This window comes from Caballeronia sp. GAFFF2 (assembly GCF_023631485.1).
GTDB lineage: Bacteria > Pseudomonadota > Gammaproteobacteria > Burkholderiales > Burkholderiaceae > Caballeronia.
The window spans coordinates 1-17,367 of the sequence record NZ_JALQDA010000040.1; the positions used below are offsets into that span (position 1 = coordinate 1).

16 protein-coding genes and 1 pseudogene are annotated in these 17,367 nt (G+C 63.5%); 12 read left to right on the top strand and 5 right to left on the bottom strand.

Annotation, left to right across the window (positions count from 1 at the left end; genetic code table 11):
* The first annotated feature begins 85 nt into the window (after positions 1 to 85).
* The 4 genes and pseudogenes from NCT04_RS31250 to NCT04_RS31270 form a co-directional block, all read left to right on the top strand.
* Positions 86 to 406 carry an amidohydrolase family protein gene (locus tag NCT04_RS31250; RefSeq protein WP_250469725.1) on the top strand — a complete coding sequence of 107 codons (321 nt, stop codon included), beginning with the start codon at positions 86 to 88 and terminating at the stop codon, positions 404 to 406.
* Positions 407 to 417: 11 nt separating this feature from the next.
* Positions 418 to 1,275, top strand: coding sequence for an HpcH/HpaI aldolase family protein (locus tag NCT04_RS31255; protein ID WP_250469726.1), 858 nt, complete (start codon positions 418 to 420; stop codon positions 1,273 to 1,275).
* Complete coding sequence (locus tag NCT04_RS31260; RefSeq protein WP_250469727.1) at positions 1,275 to 2,825, top strand: acetolactate synthase large subunit; 1,551 nt, start codon at positions 1,275 to 1,277, stop codon at positions 2,823 to 2,825. The genes NCT04_RS31255 and NCT04_RS31260 overlap by 1 nt, the downstream gene beginning before the upstream one ends.
* Before the next feature lie 42 nt (positions 2,826 to 2,867).
* Positions 2,868 to 3,964: pseudogene (locus NCT04_RS31270) on the top strand (MFS transporter); the annotation flags it as partial.
* 14 nt (positions 3,965 to 3,978) lie between these two features.
* Here NCT04_RS31270 and NCT04_RS31275 read toward each other — a convergent pair.
* Positions 3,979 to 4,248, bottom strand: a complete 270-nt coding sequence (locus NCT04_RS31275) for a DUF4148 domain-containing protein (protein WP_250469730.1) — start codon at positions 4,246 to 4,248, stop codon at positions 3,979 to 3,981.
* A 194-nt stretch (positions 4,249 to 4,442) separates the two neighbouring features.
* Between NCT04_RS31275 and NCT04_RS31280 the strand changes: the two genes are divergently transcribed.
* The 3 genes from NCT04_RS31280 to NCT04_RS31290 all read left to right on the top strand — a co-directional run bounded on the left by NCT04_RS31280 (position 4,443) and on the right by NCT04_RS31290 (position 6,496).
* On the top strand, positions 4,443 to 4,895 hold the full coding sequence (locus NCT04_RS31280; RefSeq protein WP_250469731.1) for a MarR family winged helix-turn-helix transcriptional regulator: 453 nt from the start codon (positions 4,443 to 4,445) through the stop codon (positions 4,893 to 4,895).
* A gap of 61 nt (positions 4,896 to 4,956) precedes the next feature.
* A complete protein-coding gene (locus tag NCT04_RS31285; RefSeq protein WP_250469732.1) occupies positions 4,957 to 5,286 on the top strand; it encodes a hypothetical protein in 330 nt (109 codons plus the stop codon).
* 10 nt (positions 5,287 to 5,296) lie between these two features.
* Positions 5,297 to 6,496, top strand: a complete 1,200-nt coding sequence (locus NCT04_RS31290; protein WP_250469733.1) for an MFS transporter — start codon at positions 5,297 to 5,299, stop codon at positions 6,494 to 6,496.
* A 14-nt stretch (positions 6,497 to 6,510) separates the two neighbouring features.
* Here the strand turns inward: NCT04_RS31290 and NCT04_RS31295 are convergent, their stop codons facing one another.
* From NCT04_RS31295 to NCT04_RS31310, 4 genes are all read right to left on the bottom strand, one after another.
* Entirely contained in the window at positions 6,511 to 7,515 is a 1,005-nt protein-coding gene (locus NCT04_RS31295; RefSeq protein WP_250469734.1) for a porin, read from the bottom strand.
* Positions 7,516 to 7,664: 149 nt separating this feature from the next.
* Positions 7,665 to 9,020 (bottom strand): C4-dicarboxylate transporter DctA, encoded by a 1,356-nt coding sequence (dctA, locus tag NCT04_RS31300; protein WP_250469735.1) that lies wholly within the window; start codon positions 9,018 to 9,020, stop codon positions 7,665 to 7,667.
* Between the two features lie 82 nt (positions 9,021 to 9,102).
* Positions 9,103 to 10,002 (bottom strand): substrate-binding domain-containing protein, encoded by a 900-nt coding sequence (locus NCT04_RS31305; protein ID WP_250469736.1) that lies wholly within the window; start codon positions 10,000 to 10,002, stop codon positions 9,103 to 9,105.
* A gap of 23 nt (positions 10,003 to 10,025) precedes the next feature.
* On the bottom strand, positions 10,026 to 10,877 hold the full coding sequence (locus tag NCT04_RS31310) for an amidohydrolase family protein (protein WP_250469737.1): 852 nt from the start codon (positions 10,875 to 10,877) through the stop codon (positions 10,026 to 10,028).
* Between the two features lie 138 nt (positions 10,878 to 11,015).
* Here NCT04_RS31310 and NCT04_RS31315 point away from each other — a divergent pair, with 138 nt between their 5' ends.
* The 5 genes from NCT04_RS31315 to NCT04_RS31335 all read left to right on the top strand — a co-directional run bounded on the left by NCT04_RS31315 (position 11,016) and on the right by NCT04_RS31335 (position 17,360).
* A complete protein-coding gene (locus tag NCT04_RS31315) occupies positions 11,016 to 12,248 on the top strand; it encodes a LysR family transcriptional regulator (RefSeq protein WP_250469738.1) in 1,233 nt (410 codons plus the stop codon).
* A 537-nt stretch (positions 12,249 to 12,785) separates the two neighbouring features.
* A complete protein-coding gene (locus NCT04_RS31320) occupies positions 12,786 to 13,799 on the top strand; it encodes a porin (protein WP_250469739.1) in 1,014 nt (337 codons plus the stop codon).
* 195 nt (positions 13,800 to 13,994) lie between these two features.
* Positions 13,995 to 14,990 (top strand): LysR substrate-binding domain-containing protein, encoded by a 996-nt coding sequence (locus tag NCT04_RS31325; RefSeq protein WP_250469740.1) that lies wholly within the window; start codon positions 13,995 to 13,997, stop codon positions 14,988 to 14,990.
* A 129-nt stretch (positions 14,991 to 15,119) separates the two neighbouring features.
* Positions 15,120 to 15,275 carry a hypothetical protein gene (locus tag NCT04_RS31330; protein ID WP_250469741.1) on the top strand — a complete coding sequence of 52 codons (156 nt, stop codon included), beginning with the start codon at positions 15,120 to 15,122 and terminating at the stop codon, positions 15,273 to 15,275.
* Between the two features lie 135 nt (positions 15,276 to 15,410).
* A complete protein-coding gene (locus tag NCT04_RS31335) occupies positions 15,411 to 17,360 on the top strand; it encodes a thiamine pyrophosphate-binding protein (protein WP_250469742.1) in 1,950 nt (649 codons plus the stop codon).
* Positions 17,361 to 17,367: the final 7 nt, after the last annotated feature.

A 17,367-nucleotide genomic window follows, 5' to 3' on the forward strand; every position in this document is an offset into this window, starting at 1 on the left:
AAACAGAGCCAATCACACATCAAAAACCCGACATCTGTATTTAGCCGGCGGTACGACATTTCAATTTTGCTTTGACAGGCCCGATGTGCTCGACGGCCCGCCCTATGCAAACGCTGCGGGACTGTTCGCGCTGCGCGATCTGTCGAACGTGTACATGAAGCTCACGCCGCGCATCTTCGGCGACGTGAAGAAGGAGAAGGCCAGCGCGGAAACGTTCTTTTCGCGCGTGGTCGAGGCATTCGGCGCGCAACGCCTCGCGTGGGGTTCGAACTTCCCGACTTCGCCCGGCACGCTCGGCGAGATTCTCGCAACGGCCCAGCAAAGGCTCGCGTGCCTCAGCGAAGAAGATCGCGCATGGATCTTCGGCAAGACCGCGCAGAAGCTCTATCCGGCATTAAGCAAATAACGGAGACCATCATGTCAGACACTCGCCTGAACAGCATTATCCGCGCTTTCGAATCGGGCAAGGCCGCGCACGCGGCGTTTGCGAAGCTCGACAAGCAGACCGCCATCGAAATGAGCGATTCGCCTTATGACGGCATCGTCTTCGAGATGGAGCACAACCCGTACGACGTGACCGCGCTCGGCGATGCCTTCCAGTACATGTTGAGTCGCAAGCAGATCGCCGATTCCGGCTCGGTTGCGCCGAAGGTAACGCCGCTGGCGCGAATTCCCGCCAACGGCGTGGAAATGAACCAGAGCTTCGCCAAGCAGGTGCTGGACCGCGGCGCATATGGCGTGATCTGGCCGCACGTGGCGACGGTCGAGCAGGCCTATAACGCCGTGGCCTCGTGCCGGTACGCACGCCCGAAGAACGCGCCGCTGTACGAACCGAAGGGCGTGCGCGGCGATGGTCCCGCGAATGCTGCGCGCTATTGGGGCTTGTCGCTGCAGCAATACTACGAGAAGGCCGATGTCTGGCCGCTCGCGCCGCAAGGCGAGATCCTCGTGGGCCTGATGTGCGAAAGCACGCAGGCTATTGAGAACCTCGACGATATCCTTGCCAACGTGCCGGGCATCGGTTTTATTCTGATCGGCGAGGGCGACTTGAGCCAGGAGCTGGGGCTGCCGCGTCAGTATGAACATCCGGAAGTGGTCGCCGCGATGCGTCAGATCGCCGAGACCTGTCACAAGCACAACGTGGTCGTCGGCAATCCGCACGTAACCGCGAAGAATCATCGCCGCTTGCAGGAAGAAGGCTATCGCTTCCTGATGTCCGCGCCGGCACGCACGTATGGCGTCGTCGGTCTCGCACGCGAACTGGCAGGTTACTGATGAACGGCGCCGAAAGTCTCGTCGCGACGCTGGTTGATCAGGGCGTCGATATCTGTTTCGCGAATCCGGGCACCTCGGAGATGCACTTCCTTGCCGCGCTCGGCAACAACCCGCGCATGCGCAGCGTGCTGTGCCTGTTCGAAGGCGTGGCCACGGGCGCCGCCGATGGCTGGTATCGCATGAAGGACACGCCCGCGTCCACGTTGCTGCATCTCGGACCGGGTCTCGCGAACGGGCTTGCGAACATCCACAACGCGAAGCGTGCGTCCTCGGGCATGGTCAATGTAGTCGGCGAGCATTCGGTGTCGCATCTCAAGTACGACCCGCCGCTGACCTCGGATATCGAAGGGCTCGCGCGGCCGTTGAGTCACTGGGTGCGCCGTGCCGAATCCACGGACACCATCGCATGGGACGCCACGCAGGCGGTTGCGAAGGCAAGCGAGCATCCGGGGCAGATCGCAACATTGATTCTTCCAGGCGACACGTCCTGGCAGCAGACCAGCGCCGTGCCGCAAGCGTTGCCCGCGCGTGCGGCGGGCCGCAAGACGCCATCGGCGCAACGCATCGAACACATTGCGCGCGTGCTGCGTTATGGCGAACCCGCGCTGATCGTGCTCGCGAACAGGGCGACGCGCGGCGTGGCGCTGGAGAAGGCAGGCCGTGTCGCCGCCGCGACCGGCGCGGTGCTGGGGTCGCAGTTCTTCACGGCGCGCATCGAGCGCGGCGCGGGGCGCGTGCCGCTCGCGCGCATTCCCTATGCGGTCGCGCAGGCCACGGCCTTCCTCAAGGACTTCCAGCACATCATCACGGTGGAGACACGCGAGCCGGTAGCGTTCTTCGCGTATCCGGAAAAGTCGAGTTTGCTCAAGCCCGAAGGCACGCTAGTGCATGCGCTCGTCGACGGCGATGAAGACAGCGAGCTCGCGTTCGACATGCTGTTGCAGGCACTCGGTGCATCCGGCACGGCGCCGTTGCTGCAGGCGCGCATCGAAACGCCGGCTCCCACGGGCGCGCTCAATCCGGCCAGCATCGCGCATGCGTTGGCGGCAGCCTTGCCGGAGCATTGCATCGTCGTGGATGAATCGTTGACGACCGGGCGCGAGTCGATGAACCTCACGATGGGCGCGCGTCCGCACGATCTCATCAACAACATGGGCGGCTCGATCGGCTATGCGACGCCGGTAGCCACCGGCGCTTCGCTGGCGTGCCCCGACCGCCGCGTGTTCTGCATGGTCGGCGACGGCAGCGCGATGTACACCATCCAGTCGCTGTGGACGCAGGCACGCGAAAGCCTGAACGTCACGACGATCATCTTCGCCAACAACAGCTACGCGATTCTCAAGGCAGAGTACGCGAACATGGGTGCGGGTGCGCCGGGTGAGCGGGCACTGTCGATGATCGACATCGACAAGCCGCGTATCGACTGGCTGGCGATGGCGAAGAGCATGGGCGTGCCGGCGGTGGCGGTCGAGACGGCCGAGGGCTTCCACAAGGCCTTGACCGATTCGACGCACGCGGACGGACCTTGCCTGATCGAAGTGCGCCTCTGAATCCATCACAAGCACGGTACAAGCAACGAAAGAGCACACACCATGCACGACCTGACATCGAGCACGTGGGACCTCGGGCTCGTTGGCCTGTTCCAGTTCGCGCCGGGGCTCGCCACGACGCTCGTCGCCGGTCATTGCGCGGACCGCCTGCATCGCGGACGGATGGTCGCCGCGTGTCTCGCTCTGCAAGCCGTTGCGGCAGCGCTGCTGACGGCGGCCACCTCCACGCACCATGTCACGCGTGACGCGCTGCTGGCGCTGTCGCTTGCCTCGGCGCCATCCGGCCATTCCAGATGGCAGGCCAGCAGGCGCTTTTGCCGATGCTCGTGCCGCCCAAACTCCTCGCCCGTTCGATGGCGCTGAGCACCGTGGTCCAGCAGACCTGCGTCATTGCCGGGCCGGCGCTGGGCGGCGTGCTGTTCGCTGTCAGCGTGGTCACGGTGTATCTGACCAGTGCGGCGCTGTTCTGCTTCAGCGCGCTGCTGTACAGCTTCGTGCGCTATGACTACACGCCGCCGCCGCGTGAACCCGTCACCGCCGATTCGATCCTTGCAGGCTTGCGTTTCATCTGGAGCCGCAAGCTTCTGCTCGGCGCCATTTCGCTCGATCTCTTCGCCGTGCTGTTCGGCGGCGCTACCGCGTTGCTGCCGGTCTATGCGCGGCAAGTCCTGCATGTGGGACCGCAAGGCCTCGGCTTGCTGCGCTCGGCGCCCGCCGTCGGCGCATTGTGTGTCGGCGTATTCCTGTCACGACGATCCATTGCCAGCGGTGTCGGCAAGAAGCTGCTGGTTGCGGTGGGCGTCTATGGCGTTGCCATAGTCGGCTTCGGGCTGTCGACATGGTTTCCGTTGTCGCTCATCCTGCTGGCCGTCTCGGGCGGTGCCGACACCATCAGCGTGGTCGTGCGGCAGACGCTCATCCAGCTGGAAACACCGGATCGCATGCGCGGTCGCGTGGCGGCGGTGAATACGCTGTTCATCGGTGCAAGCAATCAGCTCGGCGAGTTCGAATCCGGCGTCACGGCGACAGGATTGGGCGTGATCGGGTCAGTGGTCGCGGGCGGCGTCGCGACGATACTCGTGAGCCTCGCGTGGAGCCGCCTGTTCAAGCCGCTCGCCACGCGCGACGCGCTGCATTGAACGCAGCGCCGGGCTCATCGGCCGGCTTGCTGCGTGCCGTCGAACGCCGGGCCGTAAGCGGCAGCCGCGTCATTCCGGCTGCGCATCAGGGTGGCTTCGGCGCGCTGGAGGCTGTCCGGGCAATTGCCGTCGCAGTTGCTGAGCGGGTTATAGCCGGCCTTCTCGAGTTGCACGAGTTCTGCCCGAACCTGAGCGCGCGTGAGCGGCTCGCTCGACTGAGCGAAGGCGGCTGCGGGAACGAGGATGGCGGCGGCGACCAATACGGCGTGGAGGGCGAGTTTCATGATTTGACCTTACTGCTTGATGAGAGCCGACTGTTCGGCGGCGACAGGTCGTATTTCACCATAGGGTAATTACCTACTCTATTGAATTTTTCGGTGTGTGAGTTGACGGTTTGGTTAAGGGCGTTCAGGTTTCTGGCCGGCATCAATTGGTAAGTTATCTTGGCAGTTTGCTTTGCATGTGTCAGAGTGACGACATGGCCGCACAACCCGCAAGCTCACAACCCGACAGCGCCGACGAACTCGCGTCCGCGCTGCGTTCCGTCGTCTCCAGGCTGAAACGCAACATGCGCGCACAGTCGACTTATGGCGATCTGACCGGCACGCAGACCGCCGTTCTGCTGCGTCTGGAGCGAGATGGCCCGGCCTCCGTATCGGAACTCGCACAAGCCGAGGGCATTCGCACGCAATCCATGGGAACGGCGGTTGCGGCGCTCGTTGCGGGCGGGCATATCGCGGGCACGCCGGACCCGGACGACGGACGCCGCACCATCCTGTCCCTCACCAAAACCAGCCTCACGATGATCCGCAAAGGGCGCAGCGCGCGGCAGGACTGGTTGTCCCGCACCATCCGCGCGCGGCTGTCCTCCACCGAGCAGGCGCAAATCGCCGCCGCCGTGGCATTGCTCGCGCGGCTGGTGGACGAGTGAACCTGCTTGTCTTCATGCGTCTCCGGAAGGCCCCTCTCACCACACAAGGCGTTCGAAAAAAATGGAATGGTTCGATCTCATCGCCTGGTTCTTCGGTGGCGTCTTTTTTTGCAACGCGTTGCCACATCTGCTCAGCGGCGTACGCGGCGAACCGTTCCAGAGTCCCTTTGCCACACCACCCGGCCAAGGGCTTTCCTCATCCACGGTGAATGTGGTGTGGGGCTTCTTCAATCTCGTCATCGGCTATGGGCTGGTGTGTCACGTCGGTCATTTCGATTTTCACAACACCGTCGACGCCCTGGCATTCGGCCTCGGCATGCTGGCCATCGGGTTGTTCCTGGCCACGTACTTTGGCCGCTTCCACGGTGGCCGGATGACTATGCGGACGTGAGGTTCAAGCAGTGCAGGCATTCCGTTCCCTCAAGGTCTTCAACTATCGCCTGTGGGCGGCCGGCGCGCTCGTATCGAACGTCGGCACCTGGATGCAGCGCACCGCGCAGGACTGGCTCGTCCTGACGCAGTTGACCCATCACAACGCGTCGGCGGTTGGCACCGTGATGGCGCTTCAGTTCGGGCCGCAGATCGTCCTGCTGCCGTGGACGGGTTATGCGGCGGATCACTACGACCAGCGCAAGTTGCTGATGTTCACCCAGGCGACCATGGGCGCGCTGGCCCTGGCGCTGGGCGTGCTGACAGTTGCCGGCGTCGTCGTGCTGTGGCATGTGTATGTGTTCGCGCTGCTGTTCGGATGTGCATCGGCTTTCGATGGGCCCGTTCGGCAGACTTTCGTCGGCTCGCTGGTGGGCGACGCGGACCTGCACAACGCAGTGGCGCTCAACTCCACGTCGTTCAACGCGGGACGGATGATCGGACCGGCGGTGGCGGGGCTGGTCATCGGCTCGGTGGGCACGGGCTGGGCGTTTCTCGTCAACGGTGTCAGCTTCGTCGCCGTGCTGGTTTCGATGTCGTGGTTCCGCACGTCCGAGCTGCGCGAAAGCGCGCGCGCCGGGCGCGCCCGGAAGGGCATGTCCGAAGGCTTCCGCTATGCGTGGTCACGCCCGGATCTGAAGGCGATTCTCGTCATGCTGTTCCTGATCGGCACCTTCGGTCTCAACTTTCCGATTTTCATTTCGACGATGGCCGTCGGCGTTTTCCATACCGACGCGCGCGGCTACGGCCTGCTCTCGTCGTTCATGGCGATCGGCACGATATCGGGCGCCTTGCTCGCGGCAGGGCGCGGCCGGCCGCGCTTCGGCGCCATTCTGGCCGGAGCAGGCATGTTCGGCGTGGGCTGCACGCTCGCCGCCATTGCGCCGACTTACTGGCTGTTCGCTGGTGCGCTGGTCGTGATCGGCGTGGCGGCGCTCACTTTTACGAACACCACGAACAGTCTGATGCAGATCTCGACCGAACCCGCGATGCGGGGGCGCGTCATGGCGCTGCGGCTGGCCATTGCGCTGGGCGGTACGCCTGTTGGCGCGCCCGTGGTCGGGTGGGTCGCCAACCACCTGGGGCCGCGCTGGGCATTGGGGATCGGCGCGCTGTCAGGGTTCGCCGCCGTATCGATAGGCGGCTATGCGGCGTCCCGCATCCGGCGTTAACAGCGCGTGTCACTTCAGAACAGATGATCGATACCGATGGTGAATGCAGTCTGACTGTTCGCCCCGGCCGGGTTCAGCGTGCTGACCACAGCGTGGCGATAGGACGTGTAGTCGGCTTCGGCATAGAGCGTCGTGCGCTTGGACAGCAGATAGGCCAGCGACAGCACAGACAATCTGCGGCGTCCGGCCTTGTCGGTGGAGACGTTGGTCTGGTAATAGCCGCCGCGAAACACGATAAAGGGCGTCACCGTCCATGACAGCCCGCCGAACGCATTGTTCGTCACTGTATGCGGCGCAGCGGGGTCTTGCAGGTCTTCTGCCATGAAGCCGCCGGACAGTTTGACCGGTCCGATCGCATAGCTGGTGCCGAGCATGTAGTAGCTGTCACCCAGGTAACGCGTGCCGTTCAGCACATTGCGGTGTCCATACACGCCGCCCACGGCCACGGCGCCCGCCGCGTAGCTTATGCCCACGGCACGCGCCGCGCCGCTGCTGAAATTCCCCGCGACCCCGCCAAACGAGTTGTCTGCTTCAAACAGCAACGAACCGATCCGGTTTTTGTATTTCACGTCGTTGTCGTTGCGCGTGCCGTCGGAGGCGACGGTGAGCGGCAGGATCGGCGTGAAGTGAAAACCGAAGGGATCGTAAATGCTGATGATGTCGTGCGCGATCGTGTACTGCCGGCCGAGATCGATCGAGCCGTAAGTCCGATGCCCGATACCGACGAACGACTGCCGGTTGAATTCGCGGTTGGCCGTGTTGTCGAACTGGCCGTTACCGAGGTTGAAGCCGCTTTCCAGTTGGGCATGCGCGTTCCAGCCATCGCCCAGATCTTCCTTCAACCGAAAGCCGAGTTTGTTGGAGCTGTAGTAACCGTTCGAATTCATCGTGGTCACGGAGCCGCCGCCCTTGGCCGCGTCGGTCTGATGACGGATGCCGCCATCCACGGTGCCGTACAGCGTCACGCTCGTCTGCGCATGCACGGGCAATGCCGAGACCATTCCGGCGGCTGCGGACATACCCAGTCCTAGCCTTTTCCAAGCTATCTTCTTCACAACGTGTCTCCATCTTCATTAGAATTTTTTGCGATTGGTATGACTAACTATTTTCGGAACTGTCCTTTCCGAAAATAATCCGCCGGAATCGAGTCGATGCCGGCGGTGGTCAGTCAGTGACCGGCAGAGCTGCCGCTCGCCTGCTTGATCGGTCCGATCTGCACGTCGGACGGACGGAATCCGGACTTCAGTTCGCGCGTCAGGGCCACGCGATCGAGGGCCTTCTCCCAATTCGCGACAACAATCGTCGCCACGCTGTTGCCGATGATGTTCGTGAAGACGAACGCACTCGACATGGCCTTGTGGATGCCGAGGATCAGTGCGATGGACTCGACAGGAATCGTGTTCGATGCGGCCAGCGTCGCCGCGAGCACCGCGATGGCCGCGCCGGAAACGCCCGCCGCGCCTTTCGAGGTGAGCAGCAGCACCGCGAGCAGGACCAGTTGTTCGTGCCAGCCCATCGGCGTGTTGGTGGCCTGGGCGAGGAACACGGCGGCAGCGGCGAAGTACAGGCAGGTGCCGTCGTGATTGAAGGTGTAGGCCGTCGGCAGCACGAGACCGACCACGGACTGTTCGCATCCCAGGCGTTCCAGCTTGTCGATCAACTGCGGGAACACGGTTTCGGAGGAACTCGTACCGATCACGAGCAACAACTCCGCGCCGATATAGCGCATGAGCCGCAGCAGGCTGAAGCCGTTCAGCCGGGCGATCGGCCACAGGATCAGCACGATGAACAGCGCACAGGTCAGATAGAACTCGAGGATCAGCTTGCCGAGCGAGAGCAGCGTGCCGAAGCCGAACTTGCTGACCGTGAACGCGATGGCGCCGAATGCCGCAATGGGCGCGATCTTCATCGTCAGGCCGATCACCCAGAACAGCGCGCCCGAGACCGAGTCGATGAAATCGAGCGCGGGCTTCGCGCGGTCGCCGATAGCCGCGAGGCCGAACGCGAACAGGACCGAGAAGAACAGCACCTGCAGCACGTCGCCGCCCGAGAACGCGCTGAAGGCGGTGTGCGGGATCACGTTGAGCAGGAACTCGCTCGTGGTGACGACATGATGGGCCTTGGCGACATACGCATCGACGGCGGCGGAGTGCACGCTGTGCATGTCCACGTTCATGCCGACGCCCGGCTTCAGCACGTTGATGACGACCAGTCCGAGCGCCAGCGCGAGGGACGTGACCACTTCGAAGTAGAACAGCGCCTTGATCGCGACGCGGCCCACCTTCTTGAAGTCCTTAACGCCCGCGATGCCGCTGCAGACCGTGCAGAAGATGATCGGGCCGATCAGCATCTGGATGATGCGGATGAAGGCGTCGCCGACCGGTTGCAGATTGATGCCGAACTTCGGGAACAGATAGCCTGTGGCGATGCCGAGCGCCATGCCGGCGAGGACCTGGAAGGACAGGTCGCGATAGAACGGCCGGCGTTTCCTGGATTGCGTGACGGCCTTGCCGGGCAAGCTCATCAATGTCTCCTTGCGGTGCAGGTGGCGAATTGAAATTCGCTTCTAGGAATGAAATAAATAGAAAGGCGGCGTGCGATGCGGTTCAGCGTCCCGCGTCGCCGAGCATGCGTTCGCTGTCCTCGAAGATTTCATCGACGGTCAGCTTGCGTGGCAGCAGACCTTGTTCCTCGCAGAAGGCCAGCGTTTCCTCGAGCGGTGCGCGCAATGCGTCGTAACCGAACAGCAGCTTGTCGGGCTTGCCCGCATTCTCCGCGGCCACCGAGGCCTTGCCGCGGCACAGCAGGTCGTACACGGCGCGCACGGCTTGCGGATGCGCATCGGCCAGCGCTTGCGTCACGACGACAACATGATTGATCGGCACGTAGCGATGCGCGGCGTACCACGCGAGATCGGCCGTCGCGGCATCCGGAATCAGCGGTTCGAGACCCGCTTCGTCGGGCAGGTCGTTGCCGAGGATGGCGGCATCGAGTTCACCGGCCCGCAGCATCGGCAGCAGTTTTTTGCCGGGCGCGGCGCGTTGCACGAATGACGGATCCGCATACTCTTCGAGATGAGCGCCTTCGATGGTGATCCATTCGTTCGCTTCGACCGGCACGCCGTACGTGTCCGAGAGAATGGCGCGCACCCACATGCCGGTGGTTTGCGTATAAGTGCGCACGCCGATCTTCTTGCCCGACAAATGTTCGATATCGAGCTTGCCGCGCCGCGCATTATAAATAATGCAGCCTTGCTGGAACCGCGCAGCCACGACGGCGGGCAGCAGGATGAGCGGTTTGCCATAAGCCTTGGCCTGCAAATACGTGACGATGGCCAGCTCACTCACGTCATAAGCCTGGCGGCGCGCCATGGGCGCGAACGCGTCGTGAATCGGCTCGACCTCGTCGAACACGAGTTGCACGGCGGGATCAGTCAGTTCGCCACGCTTCAGCGCGCGCGTGTGCGGGTAAGTCTTCAGGGCGGTTTTCAGCAGCAACGGTTGCATGTCATGACCCACGGAAAGCGGATTCAGGCGGCCAGCGCCGGATAGACGGTCAGCGCGGTGCCGCCGAAGATGGCTTGCTGTGCATCGCTGGGCAACATCGCGAGGCTGGCGCGTGCATCGGCGAGCAGTTGCGGCAGCGCGCCTTCCGCAGCGGGAAAATTCGAGCCCCACGCGATACGGTGTGCACCGAAAGCGTCGAGCACGCGCGGGAAGAAGGCCGCCGGCGTCGATGCGCCACGCGACGCTTCCGCGATCGTGCGGTTCGTGAGCTTCAGATACACACCCTCGTGCGATGCAAGGCGGAACAGCGGCGCAGCCGCCTCATACGGCGCGCCGCCCGCGAGGTCGGGTCGCGCCAGGTGATCGAGCAACACGCGGATCTTCTGAAAGCGCGCAAGCATGTTCAGCAGCGCCGGAATGCCTTGCGCCGTCATTTGCAGACAGATCGACACCCCATGACGTTCCGCGTATTCCCACACCGGGAACGAGCGCTCGTCATCGAGCCAGCCCGCTTGCCCCGGCATCGTGCTGCCCGTCGTGAAGAGACGCAGACCGGAGAGGCCGGCGTCGAGCCAACGTTGCAGTTGCGTGACGGCGTCGTTCGCCAGCACGTCGATGGAGAACACGCCGGCGAAGCGATCCGGATGACTGCGCACCGCTTCCACGACATAACTATTGTCGTTGCCGTACACAGTCGATGCCTGCACGACCACGGCGCGGTCGATGCCGGCTTCGTCGAGCGAGGCCAGCAGGCCTTCGAAACTGACGGGGCGCTTCGCGGACCATTCCGATTGGTGGCCGCCCACCGGCGCGAGCGGAAAACGCTGTGTATCCGGGGAAATGGCGTGAGTGTGAGTGTCGATGACAACGGACATGAAGCGGCTCCAGGGATGTCTTTTTGCAATGGAATGGACGTCACTGTAAGCCGCTTGCGAGCGAATCCCTCAATATGAACTTTGCGCTTGGGCATAAATTCTGGTTAAGCTAAGGGTTTTCACATAGTGTTGAACGCCATGGCGAACCGCGAAGACGACCCACCAAATGACGATCTCACGCGCTTGCGCCGCTTGTTCCTGTTCGATGCCGTGTGCGAATCGGGTGGTATCGGACAGGCGGCGGCGCGCGCCGGACGCACCCAGCCCGCAGTGAGCCTCGCCATTGCCAAGCTGGAGGCAAGCTTCGGCGGACAACTGTTCGACCGCGGCTTCGGCGGCAGCGAACTGACGGTGGAAGGGCGCATCCTGCAACGGCGCACGCGGCGTATGCTCGATCAGATGGAGCGCGCGGTCGCGTCTTTGACCGGCCATGACGAACCTTCCCCGCAGAGCGCGACGATCTGCCGGCATCTCACCGATGCGCAGGTGCGTTGCCACATCGCCATTGCGCAGGCCGGCTCGGCGGCGGAGGCGGCGCAGCAGCTCGGCATCTCGCAGCCGGCCGTGCATCGCGCGGCGCGGCAGATCGAACAGACCGTCGGCGTGTCGCTCTATCGACGGCGCGTGCACAGCGTCGCGGCGAATCCAGCGGGCGTCGAATTCGCGCGGCGGCTCAGTCTCGCGCTGTATGAGATCGCGCAGGCCCGCGAAGATCTCGCCTATGCGCGCGGCCAGCGCACCGGGCGCGTGGCCATCGGCGTGTTGCCGTTGTTGCCGCCGCAGCTCGTCGCGCGCGTGATTCAACGGCTGCGCACACGTTATCCAGCGGCCCGCATCACCGTGGACGAAGGCTCGCACGCACCGCTGCTGCGTGATCTGCGCGCGGGTGGCATCGACATCATCGTCGGCGGCTTGCGCGAGCCCCGTCTCACCGGCGCGGTGCAGGAAACCGAGCTGTTCGCGGACCCGTATGTGGTCGCGGTGCGCAAGGGGCATAAGCTTGCGCGTCAGAAGTCGATCATGCCCAACCATCTCGCCGACTACGACTGGGTCGTACCGCAGCGCAATGTGCCGCGCCGCGCGGTGATCGACCGCCTCTTCGCGCGCCTGCCCGCCACGCCGCCGCTCGTCGTCGAAACAAGCTCGCTCGCGATGATGATCGCGATGCTCGTCGAGAGCGATTGCATTACCTTGCTGTCGCGTTCGCAGATACGTGAGGCCTATCCCGGCAGCGACATGGTCGCGCTCGAATTGAAGACGCCCGAGGCGGATCGCGCAGTGGGCTACACGGTGCGAAGCGACTGGCTCGGCACCGCGGTCCAGCAGGCGTTCATCGAGTGCCTGCGGGAAGAATGCGCGCTGCCCGCGTAAGCGCGATCGTTCACGTGCCGCACCAAATCCGGCATATGCCTTTACTCAAAGGTTAACGCGTCGAGAAATTTATTCAATGGACGCTGCCGGGTCGCGATGAGACGATGCAAGCATCGAAAGCCGCAGACGACTTGCTGCAAGCCGCGTTGCAAGTCCGTGTCTTGAGCCACGAGCCCATGGATGTAGCGGTTGCAGCCTCACGAGCAGACAAGCACGGGCTTCGCACGATCGCACGCTGACGACTTGACACGTGCGCTCGCGGAGGCACTTGGCCTTCGCATTCCCATCACGCATCAACGCAGGATTCAATGCCCGACAAGGCGGTGAGGGGCACTCACGCCCGCAAAAAAAGAAGCCTGAAACAAGGCGCCATATTGGAGACAAGCCATGCATGCAAGCAAGCGCACGAGACCTTTACAGGATCATCGCGAGAGAGAGCGGAGCAGCACGCCGAAAGACTGACAGACGGCTCCATGGCCGGCCAGGTCGCATGGACGGCGTGGGGAACGCAATACCGCACCTCATCGAAGAGATCCCATGATCGGGAAATTAATATTCGCTCTCGCCGCCTGTCAGTTCGCGGGCGTGGCTCACGCGCAATCCTATGTCACGCTGGCAGGCGTGGTAGACGGCGGCATTCGCTATACGCACACCGGACTGGGCAGCCAGTATTCGATGAACTCGAATGGCTTCTTCACCTCGAACCGGCTCGATTTCATCGGCAAGGAAGATCTCGGCGGCGGCTATAACGCGCACTTCAGGCTCGAAAGCGGCTTCAATCTCGGCAACGGCGCATACGACAACACGAATAACGTGGCGTTCAACCGGGGCGCGTATGTCGGCCTGGGCGGATGGTTCGGGTCGCTCGACTTCGGCCGCCAGTACACCATCGCGCATGATGTGATCTATGACTACGATCCCTTCAACTTCGAGTATCCCGGCATCACGCCGCTCACGCCCGCGACCGCGGGCACGCGCTTCAACAACGACGTCAAGTACAGCCGTACATATGGACCGTTCCGCTTCCGCGCGGAGAATTCCTTCGGCGGCGTAGCGGGCGATTTCAACGCGGGATCGGCGCGCGGCGTGGGCCTGCAATACAAAATGGGACCGGTGAACGTGGGCGGTGTCTATATCCATCGCTCGGTGCTCTCAGGCACGACCTATCAGCCGGACAACTACTACACGCTCGGCGCGGCACTCACCTTTGGTGACTTGCGGTTCGCTGGCGGCTACATGAACGATAACCTCGACGTGGCCGCGCCGAACCGCGACGTGCGCACGCTCAACTACTGGGGCGGCCTGACCTATCAGTTGACGCCGTACACACGCCTGGGCGCCGCGTACTACATCACGGACTTGCCGAATACGGGCGGCAAGCGCAGTCAGGGACTGGCGAGCATTGCCTATTCGCTGTCGAAGCAGACCGTGCTTTACGCCGAATTCGACTACACGAAGTTCTCCGGCTCCTACATCACCAACAAGACCTTGAATGCAACCCAGCAGCCGCATCAGCTCGCGTTCACCGTGGGGATCAACCATGGCTTCTGATATGCCGATCAGCGCATCTACGGCGCTGGTTCTGCACGTTCCCTGTCGTTTCCATTATCCTGCTGCGTTATTCTTTGCCATCGCAGAACAACTGCGGCATAAGAATCACGCGGCAGCGGGATCAGAAAGCCGCACGCAGAACGACTAGCGCCGAAACGTGTCATCGTCCGATGCGCGGGGCGCATCGGAGACACTATGAGTCAGCTGGACTGGTATTTGAGCGTCAACATGAAGGCGCGTCATCTGCGCCTGCTCGTCGCCATTTATGACTTCCGCAACCTGCGGCAAGTGGCGTCGAATTCTTACATAACGGTTCCAGCGGTATCGAAGGCACTAGGCGAAATTGAAAGCGCGCTGGGCGTCAAACTCTTCGAACGCACCGTCAACGGCCTGCGTCCCACCGCCTATGGCGAATGCGTGGTGCGGCACGCCCGCGCCGTGCTGAGCAGCCTGAACCAGACTGCCGAAGAGATCAAGGCGCTGCAGACCGGCAGCGCCGGCAAGGTGCACGTGGGCGCACTGCCGACGCTCATTTCCACCCTCATGCCCCGCGCCCTCGCGCGCCTGAAACAGGAAGCGCCGCAGACCAACGTCTCGATCCTCGAAGGCCGCATGAACGCCTTGTTGCAGGACTTGCGGCGCGGCGACCTCGACATGATCGTGGGCCGCCTGCCGAATCGCGCGGACACCGTGGGCCTGCATGAACGCGCGCTCATCAACACGCCGATCAAGCTCGTCACGGGCGTGCAGCATCCGCTCGCAAGCCGAAGCACCGTGCAATGGTCGGACCTGAAAGACTATCCGTGGATCCTGCCGCCTTCGGGTTCGCTGCTGCGCGAGCCGATCGAAAACACGCTGGCGCGCCATGGCCTGTCGATGCCGTCGAACACCATCGAGACCCTTTCGACGCACTTGATCCGCGCCTATATCCAGATCAACGACGCGATTGCGCTGCATACCGTGGACATGATCTATCCCGATTCGGGTGCCAGCCCGTTTCATGTGCTGCCGCTCGACATGAACCTCGCGACGCGTCCGCTGGGCGTGATCTGGCGCGCCGACAAGCCGCTCGCGCCGAGCGCCATGCTGCTGCTGCAATGTCTCGAACGCGAATGTCCGCCGACCGATGTCAGGGATGAAGCCGACCTTGCCGCGATGGCGGAGCATGCCGGGTCCGGTCAAGGGGCTTAACCGGAAGGTTAAGGCATCTGCCCTTTTATTCAATGGACTGGACACGCATGCGGCGCGATGATGGCTTCATCGAACTCGCATCAAGAGCGCGTTGACGCGCCGGCGACTGACCGAACAGGAGACAGACGGATGCCCATCCCCATGATGAGCGTATGGCGTCGCGCGGCCGCATGGTGCGGCACGGCGGCGCGCAACACGATGGAACTCGCGCGGGCGTGGCCCGGACAGTTTCCGGTGTTAATCCACATCTTCGGCATGGACGATCTGAGCCAGCCGCGACGCTAGCCTTCGCTGTCCGAAGGCGCTTCCTGTTCCCGTCATCCAGCGTTCATCTCCGCCGCGCGCATGCGCGGCCGGTCTCCATATGCCTGCGCGCACGGCCAACACACGACGATACAAACTATAAAAAGGAGATCCTGCATGACAGGCCGACGTACCTTTCTGAAAGACGCGCTCATCACCGGCACGGCGGCGGCGCTCGTCAAGCCTGCGGTGGCCACGCCGACATCCAGTGCGCCGCAGCGGTCTTCGGTGAGCCGGCCCTCGTCGGCGCTAATTGCGGCGGAAGCGCAAAGCGATGTCGTTGCACCGTCGCTCGACGAAGCGCCTGCCACGGATGCCGCGCACATCGGCAATCCCGGTTCCGACTTCATGGTGGATTTGCTGCGCATCGCGGGCATCGACTATGTCTCGACGATGCCCGGTTCGACCTTTCGCGGTCTGCACGAGTCGATCGTGAACTACGCGGGCGACACGCATCCGCAGATGATCGTATGCACCCACGAGGAAGCGTCGGCGGCGATTGCGCACGGCTACGCGAAAGTCGCGGGCAAGCCCATGGCCTGTCTCGTGCACAGCACGGTGGGCTTGCAGCATGCGTCGATGGCGCTCTACAACGCATGGTGCGATCACGTGCCGATGGTGGTCATCGCCGGCAATATCGCCGACGCAACGAAGCGCCGGCCCGGTGTCGAGTGGTATCACACGGCGCAGGACCTCGGTGCACTGGTGCGCGACTACACCAAGTACGACGACTATCCGGTGTCGCTCCAGCATTACGCCGAATCGTTCATGCGCGCCTGCACGATGTCCGTCACGCCGCCGATGGCGCCCGTGCTGATCGTCGCGGATGCCGAGTTGCAGGAGCAGCCCATTGCGGTCCCGCATGACATCGCGGTGCCGCCGCTGCGCCAGGTGTCGCCACCCGCCGCAAGCGCGGATGCCTTGCAAGCCGCCGCCACGATGCTGTGCGCGGCGAAGGCGCCCGTGATCGTCGCGGATCGCGCGGTGCGCACGCAAGCGGGCCTGGAGTCGCTGGTCGCGCTCGCTGAATCGCTCAATGCGCCGGTGATCGACCTGCTCGGCCGCATGAACTTTCCCACACGGCACACCCTCAATCATTCGTCGATGCAGGCGCGCCTGCTGGCCGATGCGGGCGTGATCCTCGCGCTCGAAGTAGGCGATGTCTGGGGACTGACGCAAAGCGTGCCGGATACGATCGGCCGCACATCGAAGCGGCGTGCGAAGCCGGACGTGCGTGTCATCAGCATCTCGACGTCCTATCTCTGCGGCAAGTCGAACATGCAGGATGCGGAGCGTTATTACGCTTCGACCTCGCCCATCGGCGCGGATGCCGAGGCGTCGATGCCCGCGTTGACACAGGCTGTCCGTTCGACGATGACAGCCGCACAACGCACGGCCGTCGAAGCGCGCGCGGCGACGCTGCGCGCCTCGCATGACAGCATGCAGCACGCCGCCCGGGAAGCCGCCACGCGCGCATGGGACGGCACGCCGGTCAGCACGGCGCGTCTCGCGCAGGAAGTGTGGAACGTCATCCGCCATGACGACTGGGCGCTCGTTTCGCCGCCGGGCGCATGCAGCCAGTGGCCCAATCGCCTGTGGGACTTTACGAAGACGTATCAGTTCATCGGCGCGGGCGGGGGCTATGGCGTCGGCTATGCGGCACCCGCCGCCGTGGGCGCGGCGATCGCGCATCGCGACGCCGGGCGCATCGCCGTCAGCATCCAGACCGACGGCGACTTGATGGTGCTGCCCGGCCTGCTGTGGACGGCGGCACATCATCAAGTGCCCTTGCTGATGGTGATGCACAACAACCGCGCGTGGCATCAGGAGACCATGCATATCCAGCGCATGGCGGGACGGCGCGATCGTCATCCGGAGCGCGGGCGTATCGGCACCGTGTTGCAGGATCCTCCGATCGATTACGCGTCGATGGCGAAGAGCATGGGTGTGTGGGCGGAAGGCCCGATCTCCAATCCCGCCGATCTCGGGCCGGCCCTGACACGCGCGATGGCGCAGGTCAGAAGCGGCAAGCCCGCGCTGCTCGACGTGCTGACTCAACCTCGATGACGATTGC

What these genes read in the sequence shown, in the direction of transcription:
- dctA (WP_250469735.1), bottom strand. Translation starts at nt 9,020, where the DNA reads ATGAGCTTGCCCGGCAAGGCCGTCACGCAATCCAGGAAACGCCGGCCG.
- NCT04_RS31330 (WP_250469741.1), top strand. Translation starts at nt 15,120, where the DNA reads ATGCCCATCCCCATGATGAGCGTATGGCGTCGCGCGGCCGCATGGTGC.
- NCT04_RS31310 (WP_250469737.1), bottom strand. Translation starts at nt 10,877, where the DNA reads ATGTCCGTTGTCATCGACACTCACACTCACGCCATTTCCCCGGATACA.
- NCT04_RS31285 (WP_250469732.1), top strand. Translation starts at nt 4,957, where the DNA reads ATGGAATGGTTCGATCTCATCGCCTGGTTCTTCGGTGGCGTCTTTTTT.
- NCT04_RS31295 (WP_250469734.1), bottom strand. Translation starts at nt 7,515, where the DNA reads ATGTCCGCAGCCGCCGGAATGGTCTCGGCATTGCCCGTGCATGCGCAG.
- NCT04_RS31325 (WP_250469740.1), top strand. Translation starts at nt 13,995, where the DNA reads ATGAGTCAGCTGGACTGGTATTTGAGCGTCAACATGAAGGCGCGTCAT.
- NCT04_RS31260 (WP_250469727.1), top strand. Translation starts at nt 1,275, where the DNA reads ATGAACGGCGCCGAAAGTCTCGTCGCGACGCTGGTTGATCAGGGCGTC.
- NCT04_RS31335 (WP_250469742.1), top strand. Translation starts at nt 15,411, where the DNA reads ATGACAGGCCGACGTACCTTTCTGAAAGACGCGCTCATCACCGGCACG.
- NCT04_RS31305 (WP_250469736.1), bottom strand. Translation starts at nt 10,002, where the DNA reads ATGCAACCGTTGCTGCTGAAAACCGCCCTGAAGACTTACCCGCACACG.
- NCT04_RS31280 (WP_250469731.1), top strand. Translation starts at nt 4,443, where the DNA reads ATGGCCGCACAACCCGCAAGCTCACAACCCGACAGCGCCGACGAACTC.
- NCT04_RS31315 (WP_250469738.1), top strand. Translation starts at nt 11,016, where the DNA reads ATGGCGAACCGCGAAGACGACCCACCAAATGACGATCTCACGCGCTTG.
- NCT04_RS31320 (WP_250469739.1), top strand. Translation starts at nt 12,786, where the DNA reads ATGATCGGGAAATTAATATTCGCTCTCGCCGCCTGTCAGTTCGCGGGC.
- NCT04_RS31275 (WP_250469730.1), bottom strand. Translation starts at nt 4,248, where the DNA reads ATGAAACTCGCCCTCCACGCCGTATTGGTCGCCGCCGCCATCCTCGTT.
- NCT04_RS31255 (WP_250469726.1), top strand. Translation starts at nt 418, where the DNA reads ATGTCAGACACTCGCCTGAACAGCATTATCCGCGCTTTCGAATCGGGC.